Here is a 15434-nt window from a genome sequence, read left to right on the forward strand (position 1 = left end):
TTTAACGAATCTAGATGTCAGTTTGAGTGGTCCCGATTTTTTATCGGGATTGTATCGAGAACAAGCTTGTGTAAACAAAAACATATTCTCGATACTAATTTTACTCATTTTCAATCGTAAAATTCACTCGAATTGACAATGGATTTTATAAATTAAAAGAAGCACCAAGACTTAATGTAAACTGGTTGTGCAACTTTTCAGCAGGCGTTAAAGCCTCTGTATTGTATTTAGCCAAAGGCACATTAAGTTCGGTGTAAATTCCAAAACCATCTGTAAAAAAGTAACGCGCACCCAAATGGCCACCTAAATTCTTAAGGCTAAAGTTTAATCCTGGATATATATCAAATTTATGATCACCGCTAATTACATTGCCTAAGTTGGCATTAAATCTGCCTTTTACATCAAATCGGTCATCAAATTCAGCATTAATAGCATCATCAACACCCAATACATAGGTAGAAGATATTCCAAACGACATATTATCTCCAACACCAAAATCATAACTTATATTGAGTCCGTTGCCATTATCCTGAAAATTTGCACCTACTTGAAATTTGTTGTCTCCGCTTCCAATAAAAGCTTGTGCGTTTATAAGCGATACACTTAGGATAGATACTAATAAGATGAATTGTTTCATGGTTTTATTTAAAATTTAAAGCGGGCAAATATATAATAAAATTGTATAAATAAGGTATTTATTTAAGGTGCTTTGTGGGTTCTTACAATGGCTTGCTCGTTTTTCCAATCAATCCATTTTTGTCCCTTCATTTTACGCATTACATTGTCAAAATTGCGCATAATTAAAATGTTGTAAATAGCTTTACTAAAGTTTTTAGGATTTCTGGCAATAGCCCGTAAACTCATTGAAAACCCTGGCGTAATATACCGCATATAATGCCAATAGCCTTCGGGCATATACAAAACCTCACCATGGTTGAGCTCGGTTTGGTAACCTTTAGCTTTTTTAAGCATGGGCCATTTTTCAAAATCAGGATTGTTAAAATCTATATCTTCTCGGGTAATTAACGAATGCGGAATTTTGTATAAGTATTTGTTTTGGTTTTGGTCAAACAAAATAACTTGCTTTTTACCTTCAAAATGAAAATGAAAAATATTAGCCAAATCAATATCGTAGTGCATAAAAGTATACGAATCCCGACCACCAAAAAACAGCATCGGAATCCCTTTCAAAAGGCGCAATCCAAAATCAGGAAACATAAAATCCTTTTGTAGCTCGGGTAATTCTTTAATCGCATTCCATAAAAAAATGCGATACCTTGTTGGTTCGCGCTTCAACAAATCTATATAATCAGCCAACTTCATTTTAGCATGTGGCTCGTTAAAACCATCTTTATAATCCACTGGACGATCGTCATAAAGCGGAATAGTAATATCTCCGCCAATGGTTTTCATATAGTCTAAATTCCATTTGCTATACGCAGGCCAATCTTCAATAAAGCGCTCAATAACCACAGGTTTTTGCGGCTTAAAATAGTGCTTTAAAAAGTCCTCTTTAGTTATTGTTTTAACGCGAGGTATGTCTTGTAAGTTTAACAACAAGGCTATAAAATTTTAATGGCCAAAGTTAATAAAACGTTACCAAATGTAAAATAGTATTTGGGCGTTACCCTTTGGGTCGGGCTATGTGTTTCAAGTCCTCGTCGTAACTCACTTTGGGCTTTTCACTTCAAATGCGTAGCATTCACGATTTCCTTGATTTAAAAATAAATCCATGAGTAATCCCTAACGCGAAAAATGTTACCTATTAATTTTATACTTATTGGAGTTCGAAATAATAATTAAATAAGGTACACCACAAATTATTGCAACAAAAAAAGCGTAAGTTTCTATGTTTGGTAGGTTTAGCCATTTTGATAAAATAAAGCCTATAATTATAACAAATGCCATTGCAAACATAGTATTCCTAAAAACCGTTGCAACACCTTCAATATCGTACTTTTCTTTTTCTTCTTTAGGCATGGTATTATAACCAGCTATTAAGAAGTAGAGTTTACCATGCTTAATTAAAATGCCAAGAATAATAAATATAAAGGCAACAACTATCATTATAATTTACTTAACTGCTTTAGCTTTTTGTTTAGCCGCTTCGTTACGTTCAATAGTATGCTCGGGCCTTGTCCATTTAGGTTTTTCACCTAAAGGATGCAATTGAGATTCGCTTGCTTCAACCGTTTTAGGTTGCATCTTTTTTATAAAAGGTTTTTGCGGATTTAACCCAAGCAACTCAAACATTTTCATGTCTTCATTTACATCGGGGTTTGGAGTAGTCAATAATTTATCACCCGCAAAAATAGAATTTGCACCAGCAAAAAAGCACATCGCTTGTCCTTCACGCGTCATTTCTGTTCTACCAGCACTTAAGCGCACTTGGGTTTCTGGCATGACGATACGGGTTGTGGCAACCATACGTATCATTTCCCAAATAGAAACAGGTTCTTGGTCCTCTAATGGCGTTCCTTCAACAGCAACCAAGGCATTAATGGGTACCGATTCTGGCTGTGGATTTAAAGTAGCAAGAGCTACAAGCATACCTGCACGGTCTTCTATTTTTTCTCCCATACCTATAATACCACCACTACAAACGGTAACATTTGTTTTACGTACGTTATCAATCGTTTCTAAGCGGTCCTCAAAACCACGTGTCGAAATCACTTCTTTATAATATTCTTCTGATGAATCTAAATTATGGTTGTAAGCATACAAACCAGCTTCGGCTAAACGTTTTGCTTGATTTTCTGTTATCATACCTAAGGTACAACATACTTCCATATCAAGTTTATTAATGGTACGTACCATTTCTAAAACTTGGTCAAACTCTTCACCATCTTTTACATTTCTCCATGCAGCACCCATACAAACGCGCGAACTTCCACTCGATTTGGCTCGTAAGGCTTGGGCTTTTACTTGTTGCACACTCATTAAATCATTGCCTTCAATATTGGTGTGATAACGGGCTGCTTGCGGACAATACCCACAATCTTCTGGACAACCACCGGTTTTAATAGACAACAATGTGCTTACCTGCACGGTGTTTGGGTCGTGATGTTTACGATGTACCGTGGCTGCTTCGTAAAGCAGCTCCATTAAAGGCTTGTTGTATATATTTAGAATCTCTTCTTTAGTCCAATTGTGTTTTGTCTCGCTCATGTATCTGGTAGTTTGTTAAAATCAAAAATACTAATTATAAAGATATACTTTTACTTTTTACGTAATAATATAGAAACGGCATTACCTCCAAAACCTACGGCATTAACCATAATGTTTTTAATACTATCTGGTGTTTTTTGGTTTTCTATGTAAGGAACCCCAATAAATTTTTGGTGTTGCAGCATCAAAACGGCCAATTCAATACTTAGTGCACCCGATGCTCCAAACGTATGCCCAATTTTCCATTTATTGGTTGTTAGTGCAGGCATATTTTTAAAAAGAGTTTTAATGGCTTTATGTTCAGATAAGTCGCCTTTTATAGTTCCTGGAGCATGCATAACAATAATATCAACATCGTTAGGATTTGTATCGCCTAATGCCATTTGCATAGACTTTTGAAAACATTTAGCATCTTTTGAGATGGAAATGTTATGTTCTAAAATTTCGGTGGCGTAACCAATGCCAACTATAGTGGCTAATGCATTTTTCGGTTCGCCAGCTTCTAAGCAAATCATAGAAGCACCTTCGCCTAAAACCATAGTGTTATGTTTTTTGTTGAGGTCTAATGCACGACAAGGGTAGCTTTGGTTGTAATCAGCATATATTTTTAAAGCCTTCATTTGCGCAATGGTAAAAGGTGTTAACGGTGCTTCGCTACCACCAACCAAAAACCTTTTGCACATACCAGCATTTATCCAGGCAATCCCATTTAATAGGGCATGTAAAGCTGTAGAACAGGTTATAGAATGACTTATTTCAGGGCCTTGGGTTTGTAAATCGTGTGCTACCCATGATGATATGTTACCCAAGGTAGTTGTTGGCGATGTTAATGTTTTAGCTTTTTGACTTATAACAAAGTCTTTATGATATTTTTCAAAAAGATGCGTTGCACCTCTTGAAGACCCTATATTTATGCCGAAATTGTCAGAGCCATTCCAAAGGGCTTGCTTAACAGCCTGCCTAGATGCATAAATAGCATATAAAACAGTATCATCTAGAGATTTATATTTGCTTTCGGATTGTCTTAATACTTCAATGTCATGCTTAGCTTTTGCAGGAATCTCAGCTACTAAAACATTTCCATTTTGAAATGATTTTTCAGTAATACAATGCGTATTGTTTTGATAGCTTTCCCAAGCTTTTTCTAAAGTAGTGCCTAAAGGGGAAATAGAAACAACAGCGGTTATGGAGATTGGTTTTTGCAAAAGTTGGTTTTGAATGCAAAGTTATACTATTTCTAAAGCATCTTCAATAACTGAATAAACTTTCTCTAATTGTTTTTTTGTAATTACATAAGGTGCTTGAATGTAAATAGTATTTCCTAAAGGCCTTAAGAACACACCATTATCCATAAAAAATTTAAATAGTTTGTCGCGCAAATTTCCATAACGCTCCATTTCTATATTTAAATCTAAAGCAAAAATGATTCCTGTTTGCCTAATAGATTTTACTTTGGGGTGTTTTTTAATATAATTTCCGAACTTTTGATGTGAGCTTATAATTTCTTGAATACTATTTTGAATATTTTCAGATTGTAATAACTCTATACTCGCCAAAGCAGCTGTACAGGCAAGTGGGTTTGCTGAATAAGTGTGTCCGTGAAAAAGTCCCTTGCTTATATCATCACTATAAAAAGCATCATATATTTTTTGGGAACAAGTCGTTAATGCCATAGGCAATAAACCTCCTGTTAATGCTTTACTCAAGCAGATAATGTCTGGTTGGGTATCCATATAAAGGGATGCAAAATGTTTTCCCGTTTTACCAAAACCAGTCATAACTTCATCAGCTACCGTAATAATTTGGTGTTCTTTACAAAACATTAAAACAGCGTTTAAATCTTGGGCGTCGTGCATTTTCATAGCAGCAGCACCTTGCACTAATGGCTCGTAAACAAACCCCGCAACCTTACTTGTGGATACAATATCCTTTAAAGCATTTAAAATAGCGTCTAAATTTTTGCTATTCGGAACAGGGATGCGTTTTACTTCTAAAAAGAATTCCTCAAAGGGACCGTTATAAACTGATAATCCTGATACACTCATAGCTCCAAAGGTGTCACCATGAAATCCATCTTCAAAAGCAATTAAGGTATTTCGTTTTTCACCATTATTAAAATGATATTGCAACGCCATTTTAATACCAATTTCTACGCTGGTTGAACCATTATCACTAAAGAAAATTTTATTTTGATTTTTTGGCAGAATTTTAATGAGTGATTCGCTTAGTTTAATAGCAGGTTCGTGGGTGAATCCACTAAAAACCACTTGGTCTAGCTGTTTCATTTGCGCAGAAACCTGACTGGTAATATATGCATTACAATGCCCGTACATGCAAGTGTACCAGGATGCAATGGCATCGATATATTCGTTTCCGTAATCATCATATAAAATACATCCTTTGGCTTTGGTTATAGCAGTAGTTTCCGGGTGCAGTTTGTGTTGCGTAAGCGGATGCCAAAGATGTTTTTTATCGCGTTCTTGTAAACTCATAATTTGTTTCTAAACATTTCAGCATATTCCTTTATTACATTTCTGTCAAAATAAGGTTCTTCATCAATACGTCCTATAACTGTAACATTGGTCATTTTTTTGATGATATCTTCAGTCGATTTATGCTCATTACCACTAAAAATAACCGATACATCAAACCCCTTTTCTTTTAAAGTGTTTATTGTTAAAAGAGAGTGATTAATACTTCCCAAATAATGCCTTGACACTACAATAACTCTATAATTAGGTTTTATTAAATCTAGAACAGTTTGCGTATCATTTAAAGGAACTAATAGGCCGCCAGCACCTTCAATAACCAAATGATTTTTAGTGCTTGGAACTTTAATTTTTTTTAAATCTATTTTAATACCGTCAATGTTCGCAGCCGCATGTGGACTCATGGGTGTATGCAATGCATAACTATTTGGGTGAAACTTGGAGTTGCTATTTGAGATGAATCGTTCAACTTTTTTGGTATCACAGTTTTCCAAATCTCCAGCTTGAACTGGTTTCCAATAGTCGGCTTCTAATGCTTCGGTTATTATGGCGGAAGCCACAGTTTTTCCTACGTCCGTTGAGATGCCTGTTATAAAGTAAATTTTCTGATCCATATCAAGAAACAAAGGTAGTAAGTAACTCTAAAACTTTTGATATTTCTTGTTCCGAATTGTAACCATGCAAACAAAAGCGCAAACGTTCTTGACCAACGGGAACTGTAGGCGATAAAATGGGTTTTACATCAAAGCCGTGGTCTTGAAGATTTTTTGATATTGTTTTTACCTTTTCGTTTCCTGAAATTATACAGCTTTGAATCGCCGAATTACTTTCAATAAATGTGTGGTCAAGTTTATTTTTAACCATTTCACTTTTAAAAAATGAAATGTTTTCGTGTAGCTTGTTTTTATTGGAATTTTCAATTAATTGATGATAAGCAGTATGTATTGTTGCTAAACTATGAGGTGGCAACGCTGTGGTATATATAAAGCTACGTGCAAAATTAACTAAATAATGCTTTAATTCTTCACTTCCAAGAATAGCAGCACCATGGCAACCTAAGGCTTTACCAAAGGTTACGATACGCGCAAAAACAATATGTTCTAAATTTAAATCTTGAACTAACCCCGCACCACGTTCTCCAAAAACACCTATAGCATGTGCCTCATCAATTACTAAAAAGGCATTGTTTTTTTTACTTATTTCTGCAATTGCTGTTAAATCGGGAGAATCGCCATCCATAGAGAACACGGACTCTGTTATAATATACACGTTATCATAAGGCAAACGATTTAGCATTTCGTTGAGGCTTTCTAAATCGTTGTGCTTAAACTTACAGGCTTTTGCATTGCTTAAAGAAATCCCATCACGAATTGAGGCATGAATATATTCATCATATAGAATAATATCTCCACGTTGTGGTACGCATGAAAAAAAGCCAACATTAGCGTCGTACCCCGAATTAAATATTAAAGCAGACTCACTTTTATGAAAGCTTGAAATCATACTTTCCACGATGTTAAATAATGGATGATTACCAGAAAGTAAACGCGAGCCAGTTGCTCCATTTTCGGTGATATTATGACCAACTAAAAACTTATGGGCTTCATTAAAAATGAGTTCAGATTTTGAAAACCCTAAATAATCATTCGATGAAAAGTCGATTAAATACGTATGCGTTTTAAGTTCTCGTAAGGCATTGCTTGCCTTGCGATTTTCAAGTTTTTGTAATGGCTTTTTAGGGAACATTGGGTAAAGATACAAATAGCAATTAGCTTTTTAAAATATCTTTTTTTAATAAAAAATTATTGTTATTCAATAATTTTATTATATTTGTTATCGTTAAACAATAATTAATTTATGAAAACAAATCAAGTTTTAAAAACAATGAAGGTTTTATCTTGGATCATTTTTATTGGTTTATGTATTAAATCTGGAGCAATGTTAATAGTGTTTTTAGTTAGCTTAGTTGTGAACAACGTGGTTTCAACAGATTTATATCAAGGGTTGGACTTCATAGAACTATATAATTTTTCTAAGAGCCACTATAGTGTTTTTGTAATACTAATTATTTTAATATCAATGATAAAGGCATATCTCTTTTATTTAGTGGTTAGAATATTTTTTAAAATTAACTTTAATAAACCGTTTAGCTTAAACGTTGCTAACCTCATATGTAAAATTAGCCATGTTGCCTTTAGTATAGGTGTTGTAGCCTTCGTTGCAAATATTTATAACACTTGGCTAATAAGTAAAGATGCTGTTACTCGATTGCATTGGCCTATACAAGAGTATTTATTTATGGCTGGAATAATATTTATTATTGCGTTTGTTTTTAAACGTGGTATCGAAATCCAATCAGAGAATGACCTAACTATTTAAAAATGAAAGGGGTATGAGTAATTCTTGATGCTAAAGAGATGTTTAATGGCGAATTACATCTGATTTATTAAAAACGATAAAATTTATACAAATGAAAGACAATACCAACATATTAATCATTATCACTTGGGGCATATTATTAGCCTCAGTTTCGGTGTTGCTCAATGATATGAGAGAATTTGATTTTAATCAATTTAAAGAATTTCAAAATTGGGCAAAAACGGCAAATAAGAAAGAGTCTTGGTTTACGTCAAAAAACGCGATTCAATGGAGTTATTACGCCATTAGTGCTGGGTTGTTTTTTTGGAGGGGCTATCTTATTTATGGGTTTTCTTATTTTTTATCTATTCTTAAAGAAATTGAAAATGGAAACTATTTCAGCGATAAGAATATTAAATATTTTAAAAAGATTGGAAATATCTTTATTTGGTATACTGTTAATGTTTTGATTTTAAGATTTCTTTTGGCGGCAATTGGTAAATCTACTTTTAACTTTTTTAACGAGCTCAAAGCGGAGTTTACCTTTTTAATTCCAGTAGGTTTAGCATTTTTTATTCTTGCTGAAATTTTTAAACGCGCTAAGGACACTGAAAAAGAAAACGAATTAACCATATAAATATGTCAATAATTATAAATTTAGATGTTGTGTTGGCAAAACGTAAAATGCGTAGTAATGAACTGGCCGAAATTATCGATATAACCCCTGCAAACTTATCTATATTGAAATCGGGAAAAGCAAAAGCCATTCGTTTCTCTACCCTGGAGGCTATTTGTAAAGCTTTAGATTGCCAACCTGCGGATATTTTAGAATATGTTGAAGATTAGTATTGTGCAAAAGTGTATTTTTATGGTATCGAAACCCTACTTTTATGAAAGCTACTATTTTTATTTTATTTTTTATCATCTTCAATTTTGGTTTTTCGCAAAACAATTACATCGTAAAAACTGAAGATGGTAGACGTGTTTTGCTGAAGACAGACTTTACTTGGGAGTATATTGATGCTGAAAAGGCTACAACAAATACTTCAGTCGCTAGCATAAATGCAACATGTAATGTAGCGGATGACTTTGAAGAACCTGCTTTAGACCAAAAAATACAGCAGCAATTAAAAAAAGGACGGGCTACTATTAATCATGTAAAGAACAAGGTGGCGAAAGATAACAATTGTACAGTTGATGATGTTTTGTTACTATCTGTTTCAGAGCAAAAATCAAAAGCGTCATATACCTTTTGCGCAAATGGGAATGTGGTTAAGTATAAACGTGTTGGGAATACCATTATAAAAAACACCAAAATTTTCTAGACATTATGACTGCTTTTTAACCTCAAGATATTATCCTGTTTATTTAAATTATGGTAAAAAAGGACGTTGCATACTGCAGAACTACAACTGATGAAGAGTTGCGCCAAATTTTAAAACTTCAAGAGCAAAATTTAAAAGAAGTTTTATCGAGTCAAGAAAAACATCAGGAAGGGTTTGTTACCTTAAAACACAGTTTTGATATACTCAAAAAAATGAATGATGCATGTGCACATTGTGTTGCCAAACATGAAGGTAAAGTTGTTGGGTATGCCTTATCTATGCTACAAAATTTTAAAAATGACATTCCTTTGTTAGTGCCTATGTTTAATGAGATTGATAAGGCACTGGAAGAAAAAAATCTTAGTAGACACTATATAGCTATGGGGCAAGTATGTGTAGATAAAAATTTTAGAGGTCAAGGTGTTTTTAGAGGGTTGTATAATTATATGGCAAACCAACTAAGAGGTGATTTTGATGCTATTATTACAGAAGTTGATACCAAAAATATTCGGTCTTCAAATGCACATAAGGGGATTGGTTTTGAAGCTTTAAAAAATTATACATCTAATAATCGACACTGGGAAGTGATTATTTTGAAGCTTTAAAATTGAAATTTACCGCCTCCTATTTGCCAAAAGTGGTGGCGGTTCGCCTGTAAAAGGGTTCCATCTACTAATGCTTTTGGCTTCCATTCCTGCCGCATTTATTACTGCTCTATCTCCATAACGTTCGCGCATTTTATCTATAGCTTCACTTAAATGCAGTTGTTTTTCATTGTCTTCAAATAAATTAATTTGATGTCCGCCCTCAACCAAATGGCTAAATTTCACACCAATAAGTCTTACCAATAAACGCCTGTTGTACAATTTTCTGTATAAATCTAATACCACAGGAATAATGGTATGATCCATAGCACTATACGGAATGCGCTGCTGTTGTGTATACGTTTGAAAATCAGAATACCTAATTTTAAAGGTAACACAAGCGGTTAATTTATTACCTCGACGCAATTGGTAGGCTAAATTTTCGGCCATAGCTATAATAATGCCTTTTAATTTGGCAACATCGGTGGTGTCTTTATTAAACGTACGCTCTGTTGAAATAGATTTGCGTTCATGGTATTGAACCACAGGACTATTATCTATCCCGTTTGCCTTTTTCCAAATGCTTAAACCATTTTGTCCAAGTACCCGATGCATGAGTTCCATGGGCATTTCTTGTACAGTTTGAATACGTTTTACACCCAAATCGCATAAGGCTTTATAGGTAACATTGCCAACCATAGGTATTTTTTTTACTGAAAGTGGTGCTAAAAAAGGTTTTTCGGTACCCGAAAGAATACGTATTTCATTATTAGGTTTGGCTTCGCCTGTGGCAATTTTTGAAACGGTTTTGTTAATAGACAACCCAAACGAGATGGGTAATCCAGTTTCTTTTATAATACGTTGGCGTAATTCCGAAGCCAGTTTATGGCAACCAAAAAATTTATCCATACCAGTAAGATCTATGTAAAATTCATCGACCGATGTTTTTTCATATAAAGGCACGGTTTCTTTGATAACATCGGTTACGTTTTGTGAGAACTTGGTATAAACACCAGAGTTTCCTCTAAGTATTATCGCTTCGGGACACAGTTGTTTTGCTAAACGCATAGGCATTGCAGAATGTATGCCAAATGTTCTTGCTTCATAACTACATGATGCAACAACACCTCTATCAGAAGTGCCGCCAATAAGCACGGGTTTTCCGTTAAGGCGACTATCGAGCAAACGCTCGCAGGACACAAAAAAGGTGTCTAAATCCATATGAACAATAGAACGTTCGTAACTCATAACTTAAACGTATTACAAAGTTTCTGGAGTATGCCTCATTATTTTTGGAGACATGGGAGATAGTTGATTTGATCTATGGTCTGCAAAGCTTTTTTTATTCTGAAAAGTGCTATTTAAAGAGTTTACAGCATAACGCGGATCTTCAACTATTGCAGAACGCTCCATAGCCGAAACTTCAATAGTCACACAATCAAACTCTACCATTATTTTCCCTGTAATGCTGTAAATACCTTTTCCACGAAACGGATATTTTGCTGCCACAGGCGGAAAGTGAACGGTATCAATAAAATTACCGTCGTAGTCTAAGAATGTACCAAAGTGCATACTTTTCCCGTTAGAGGTTCTGGTGTTTTTTGTGGCTACCAAATAGCCTTCAATAGTAATGGTTTTATTTTGTAAATGGATTAAATGTTCTGCTCGCATGGGGTTTGATGTTGGAGTTTGCAGTAAATGAAACGGATTACATAATGGAAAACCTAATAGCTCCATTTCATCAAAAGCATTTTCTAAGTCGGTGCTTGATAATCGGGGTGTTTTGTAGTTTATACGCTCGGTTTTAAACAAGGTTATTACATGTTCTTGAATAACTGTTTTGCTAATTTTAAGATGTCCTTCCCAAAGCAATTCCCGTTTATTAATTCCTGTAAACCTAAACGCATTAATTTTTATAAGTATTGAAATTTGTTCTATGGAAATAGGGACACGTTCAATAAAATCATCTAGACTTTTAAAAAGTCCGTTACTAATGCGTTCTTCAATAATTTTAGCAATGGTTTTTGCTTCTAAAGCATGTAAGAACATAAAGCCTAAATAAATAGTTTTCTTTTTAATAATAGCCATATTGAAGCTGTGGTTTATACATGGTGCTTCAATAATACCTCCATGCATTCTGGCTTCGTGTACATAGAGTTCGGTTCTATAAAAGCCACCAAAATTATTAATGGTAGCGACCATATATTCCAAAGGATAATAGGCTTTTAAAAACAGACTTTGGTAGCTTTCTACAGCATAAGAGGCGGAGTGGCCTTTTGCAAAGGCATAACCAGCAAAGCTTTCAATTTGGCGCCACACATCTTCGGTTATTGTTTCGGGCTCTCCTTTTTGTTTGCAATTATCAAAAAAAAGTTGCTTTACTTGTAAAAATTCTTCACGCGATCTAAATTTACCCGACATCCCTCTGCGCAGTTTATCAGCTTCACCTAAAGTTAATCCACCAAAAATATGCGCAACTTTAATAACATCCTCTTGATACACCATAACACCATACGTTTCTGGCATAATTTTTAATAAAATAGGGTGCGCTTCTTTAATGCGTTCAGGATAACGGTAGCGTAAAATATACTCGCGCATCATTCCAGATTTTGCAACACCAGGACGAATAATAGAACTGGCTGCCACCAAGCCCAAATATGTATCAACGCGTAATTTTTTAAGTAGCATACGCATGGCGGGAGACTCTACATAAAAGCAACCAATAGCTTTGGCATTTCGCAGCAGGTGTTTAATATTTTCGTCTTCTTTAAAGCGTTTAATATCGTGAATATCAACAGGCTTTTTTTTAGGATGATTATAGGCTATAATATCAACAGCATCTTTAATTTTTCCTAACCCACGTTGGCTTAAGATATCGAATTTATACAATCCGATATCCTCAGCAACAACCATATCAAAATGTGTGGTGGGAAAGTTTTTTGGGGGCAAAAAAGTGGCAGTATAATAATGAATGGGTTTTTCTGAGATAATAATACCACTAGCATGAATACCTAAATAGTTTGGAAACCCTTGAATGTATTCGCTGTATTTAATAACCAATTGTGATAATTTATCGAGCTGATGGATTTGATATTTGCCTCGAGTAAGTATGTCCATTTCAGATTTAGGCAATCCAAAAACTTTTCCTAACTCTCTTACCGAAGCCTTAAACTTAAAGGTGTTATAAACCGTTAAAAGTGCAGTGTTTTTAAAAGTTTTGAAAATGAATTTGGTAATATCATCGCGGTCTGTCCATGAAAAATCAATATCAAAATCAGGCGGATTTTGGCGAAACAAATTAATAAATCGTTCAAAATACAAATCCAGTTCTATAGGGTCTACATCGGTAATGCGAAGCAAATAAGCCACAATGCTATTGGCACCACTACCACGACCAACGTAGAAATAGCCTTTGCTTCGGGCATATTTTAAAATGCACCAATTAATAAGAAAGTACGATACAAAGCCTTTTTCGTTAATAATTTCTAGCTCTTTTTTAATACGGTTGTAAATAACATCATTAGGGGTTTTATAACGATACGGTAAACCTTCATAAGTTAATTTTTTAAGCAGCGCATAATCTGAATCTTCGCTTTCAGTATACGATTTTTGGTTGTTAGGAACTTCTTGCGAAAAATCGAATTCAATTTGGCAATCCTCTAAAACAGATTGCGTGTTTTTAATAAGCTGTGGAAATTCTTCATAGGTTTCACACAACTCATTATATGGTAACATCATATCGTTGGGGTCGCCTTCTTCGGTTTTAGAAAGCTTACTTAGCAAGGTGTTGTTATCAATGGCTCGTAATAATCGGTGGGTATTAAAACCTTTTTTATTTTGAAAAGAAACGGTTTTTAAAACCACCAGTTTATGTTGCAATTTATTCCATTTTGAAAACTTAAGAGCGTTAAGGTCTTTGGGTTTAATACCTAAAAACTCGTTGTCTTTAAGTGTGTAATCATTTTGATTTTTATACGGATAAATAACAAAAGTGTCATCTAGTTGAGGTGCTTTTTCAGGGATTTTTAAATGACTATCGTGTAAAAATGTAGACAGATAGCTATTAATGTTTTGAAAACCATTGTTGTTTTTTGCTAATAAAACAAATTGTTGTTGCGCACCATTTCTAAAATCGACACCAAGCACAGGCTTAATTTCATATTTTTTAGAAAGTCGTACAAAATCTAAACTGGCCGATGTGTTATTAATATCGGTTAATGCCAATGTATTAGCGCCATTGGCAGATGCTATGGCAAGTAGCTGCTTTGGGGCAATGGTGCCATAACGCAAACTATAGTATGTGTGACAATTTAAATACATAGGATTAACAAAATTAGCTACTATTTGTAGTTTTTGTTGCTTATATTTGTAGCAAAATACTGTTAAAGTTTATTTTTAAATGAAGTATATTCAATATAACATAAAGCATTTACGAAGCCTTAAGAAGTTTTCTCAAGAGCGTTTCGCTGAAGAATTAAAATGGACTCGTTCGATGGTTGGGTCGTATGAAGAGGGGCGTTCAGAGCCACCAATAGATCGTTTGATAGAGCTTTCCAATTACTTTGATATTCCTATAGATATTTTGGTGAAAAATGATTTACGCGGCGCGAAAGACACCTCATTTATAGAGGTAGGAAACAAGCGTGTATTGTTTCCTATTACAGTTAATGAGGCCAATGAAGATTTGATAGAAATTATACCGGCAAAAGCATCGGCAGGTTATTTACAAGGGTATGCAGATCCTGAGTATATTGAACAGCTTCAAAAAATAAAACTCCCTTTTTTACCAACAGGTACACATAGAGCATTTCCTATAAGTGGTGATTCTATGCTTCCTGTTAAAGATGGCTCTTTTATTGTGGCGAAGTTTATTGATAATGTAAATGATGTAAAAAATGGTAGAACCTATGTTGTTTTAACAAAAAGTGATGGTTTAGTTTACAAGCGTGTTTACAATAAAATAGAAGAAAAAAATAGTTTAGAATTACATTCTGATAATAAAGTATATCAACCATTTGATGTTAAAGTGGAGGATATTATAGAGCTTTGGGAGTTTACCTGCTGCATCAATACCCACGAATATGATGCCGATGAGTTGAAACTAAGCAGTATTATGAATATGTTTCAAGAATTAAAGATTGAGTTAGAATCGATAAAAAAATAGCATAAAAAAACGCGAAGCCAATAGCTACGCGTTTTTAATATATTTTAAGAAGTGAAATACTAATCAGCTAAAACAATAACTTTATTATCTTTCATTTCTATAGTTCCAGAGTTGATTTTTAATAAAGTAGTGTTTTTGTCTCCTTTAGTAAATTTATCTTGAACGTCTTCATTTAATTCAATATTACCTGAAATTTTCACCACGCCTTCTTTTAATAAAGACACAATAGGTGCGTGATTATTTAACATTTCAAACTCACCATTTACACCTGGAACAGCAACGCTAGTTACTTCTCCGCTAAATAAAGTTGATTCTGGTGATACAATTTCTAAATACATAGTTTATA

17 protein-coding genes are annotated in these 15434 nt (G+C 34.2%); 6 read left to right on the top strand and 11 right to left on the bottom strand.

The window, feature by feature from the left end:
* Positions 1–145 precede the first annotated feature (145 nt).
* The 8 genes from L3X39_RS03690 to L3X39_RS03725 all read right to left on the bottom strand — a co-directional run bounded on the left by L3X39_RS03690 (position 146) and on the right by L3X39_RS03725 (position 7403).
* Positions 146–637 (bottom strand): DUF6646 family protein, encoded by a 492-nt coding sequence (locus L3X39_RS03690; protein WP_237230393.1) that lies wholly within the window; start codon positions 635–637, stop codon positions 146–148.
* A gap of 62 nt (positions 638–699) precedes the next feature.
* Positions 700–1560: a cupin-like domain-containing protein gene (locus L3X39_RS03695; RefSeq protein WP_237230394.1), complete on the bottom strand. Its 861-nt coding sequence runs from the start codon at positions 1558–1560 to the stop codon at positions 700–702.
* Positions 1561–1758: 198 nt separating this feature from the next.
* Positions 1759–2067 carry a DUF3784 domain-containing protein gene (locus L3X39_RS03700; RefSeq protein WP_237230395.1) on the bottom strand — a complete coding sequence of 103 codons (309 nt, stop codon included), beginning with the start codon at positions 2065–2067 and terminating at the stop codon, positions 1759–1761.
* Between the two features lie 6 nt (positions 2068–2073).
* Positions 2074–3168, bottom strand: a complete 1095-nt coding sequence (gene bioB / locus L3X39_RS03705) for a biotin synthase BioB (protein WP_237230396.1) — start codon at positions 3166–3168, stop codon at positions 2074–2076.
* Positions 3169–3218: 50 nt separating this feature from the next.
* The gene (locus L3X39_RS03710; RefSeq protein WP_237230397.1) at positions 3219–4373 is read right to left on the bottom strand and encodes a beta-ketoacyl synthase N-terminal-like domain-containing protein; all 1155 of its coding nucleotides are present in this window, start codon (positions 4371–4373) and stop codon (positions 3219–3221) included.
* A 21-nt stretch (positions 4374–4394) separates the two neighbouring features.
* Positions 4395–5660 (bottom strand): adenosylmethionine--8-amino-7-oxononanoate transaminase, encoded by a 1266-nt coding sequence (gene bioA, locus L3X39_RS03715; protein ID WP_237230398.1) that lies wholly within the window; start codon positions 5658–5660, stop codon positions 4395–4397.
* The gene (gene bioD / locus L3X39_RS03720) at positions 5657–6271 is read right to left on the bottom strand and encodes a dethiobiotin synthase (RefSeq protein ID WP_237230399.1); all 615 of its coding nucleotides are present in this window, start codon (positions 6269–6271) and stop codon (positions 5657–5659) included. Before bioD ends, bioA begins: the two co-directional genes overlap by 4 nt.
* 1 nt (position 6272) lies before the next feature.
* On the bottom strand, positions 6273–7403 hold the full coding sequence (locus L3X39_RS03725; protein WP_237230400.1) for an aminotransferase class I/II-fold pyridoxal phosphate-dependent enzyme: 1131 nt from the start codon (positions 7401–7403) through the stop codon (positions 6273–6275).
* Positions 7404–7514: 111 nt separating this feature from the next.
* Between L3X39_RS03725 and L3X39_RS03730 the strand changes: the two genes are divergently transcribed.
* The 5 genes from L3X39_RS03730 (at position 7515) to L3X39_RS03750 (ending at position 9945) form a co-directional block, all read left to right on the top strand.
* Entirely contained in the window at positions 7515–8036 is a 522-nt protein-coding gene (locus tag L3X39_RS03730; RefSeq protein ID WP_237230401.1) for a DUF2975 domain-containing protein, read from the top strand.
* A 91-nt stretch (positions 8037–8127) separates the two neighbouring features.
* Positions 8128–8652, top strand: coding sequence for a DUF2975 domain-containing protein (locus tag L3X39_RS03735; RefSeq protein ID WP_237230402.1), 525 nt, complete (start codon positions 8128–8130; stop codon positions 8650–8652).
* A 2-nt stretch (positions 8653–8654) separates the two neighbouring features.
* Positions 8655–8861 (top strand): helix-turn-helix domain-containing protein, encoded by a 207-nt coding sequence (locus tag L3X39_RS03740; RefSeq protein ID WP_237230403.1) that lies wholly within the window; start codon positions 8655–8657, stop codon positions 8859–8861.
* 44 nt (positions 8862–8905) lie between these two features.
* Positions 8906–9340 carry a DUF3157 family protein gene (locus L3X39_RS03745; protein ID WP_237230404.1) on the top strand — a complete coding sequence of 145 codons (435 nt, stop codon included), beginning with the start codon at positions 8906–8908 and terminating at the stop codon, positions 9338–9340.
* Between the two features lie 50 nt (positions 9341–9390).
* On the top strand, positions 9391–9945 hold the full coding sequence (locus tag L3X39_RS03750; RefSeq protein ID WP_237230405.1) for a GNAT family N-acetyltransferase: 555 nt from the start codon (positions 9391–9393) through the stop codon (positions 9943–9945).
* A gap of 9 nt (positions 9946–9954) precedes the next feature.
* Here the strand turns inward: L3X39_RS03750 and dinB are convergent, their stop codons facing one another.
* Together dinB and L3X39_RS03760 are read right to left on the bottom strand one after the other, a co-directional pair.
* On the bottom strand, positions 9955–11172 hold the full coding sequence (gene dinB / locus L3X39_RS03755) for a DNA polymerase IV (protein ID WP_237230406.1): 1218 nt from the start codon (positions 11170–11172) through the stop codon (positions 9955–9957).
* A gap of 12 nt (positions 11173–11184) precedes the next feature.
* Entirely contained in the window at positions 11185–14244 is a 3060-nt protein-coding gene (locus L3X39_RS03760) for a DNA polymerase III subunit alpha (RefSeq protein WP_237230407.1), read from the bottom strand.
* Between the two features lie 79 nt (positions 14245–14323).
* Here L3X39_RS03760 and L3X39_RS03765 point away from each other — a divergent pair, with 79 nt between their 5' ends.
* Entirely contained in the window at positions 14324–15088 is a 765-nt protein-coding gene (locus tag L3X39_RS03765; RefSeq protein ID WP_237230408.1) for an XRE family transcriptional regulator, read from the top strand.
* 59 nt (positions 15089–15147) lie between these two features.
* Here the strand turns inward: L3X39_RS03765 and L3X39_RS03770 are convergent, their stop codons facing one another.
* Positions 15148–15426, bottom strand: coding sequence for a F0F1 ATP synthase subunit delta/epsilon (locus tag L3X39_RS03770; RefSeq protein WP_237230409.1), 279 nt, complete (start codon positions 15424–15426; stop codon positions 15148–15150).
* Between the last annotated feature and the right edge of the window lie 8 nt (positions 15427–15434).

It is taken from the genome of Flaviramulus multivorans (assembly GCF_021728415.1).
Lineage (GTDB): Bacteria > Bacteroidota > Bacteroidia > Flavobacteriales > Flavobacteriaceae > Sabulilitoribacter > Sabulilitoribacter multivorans.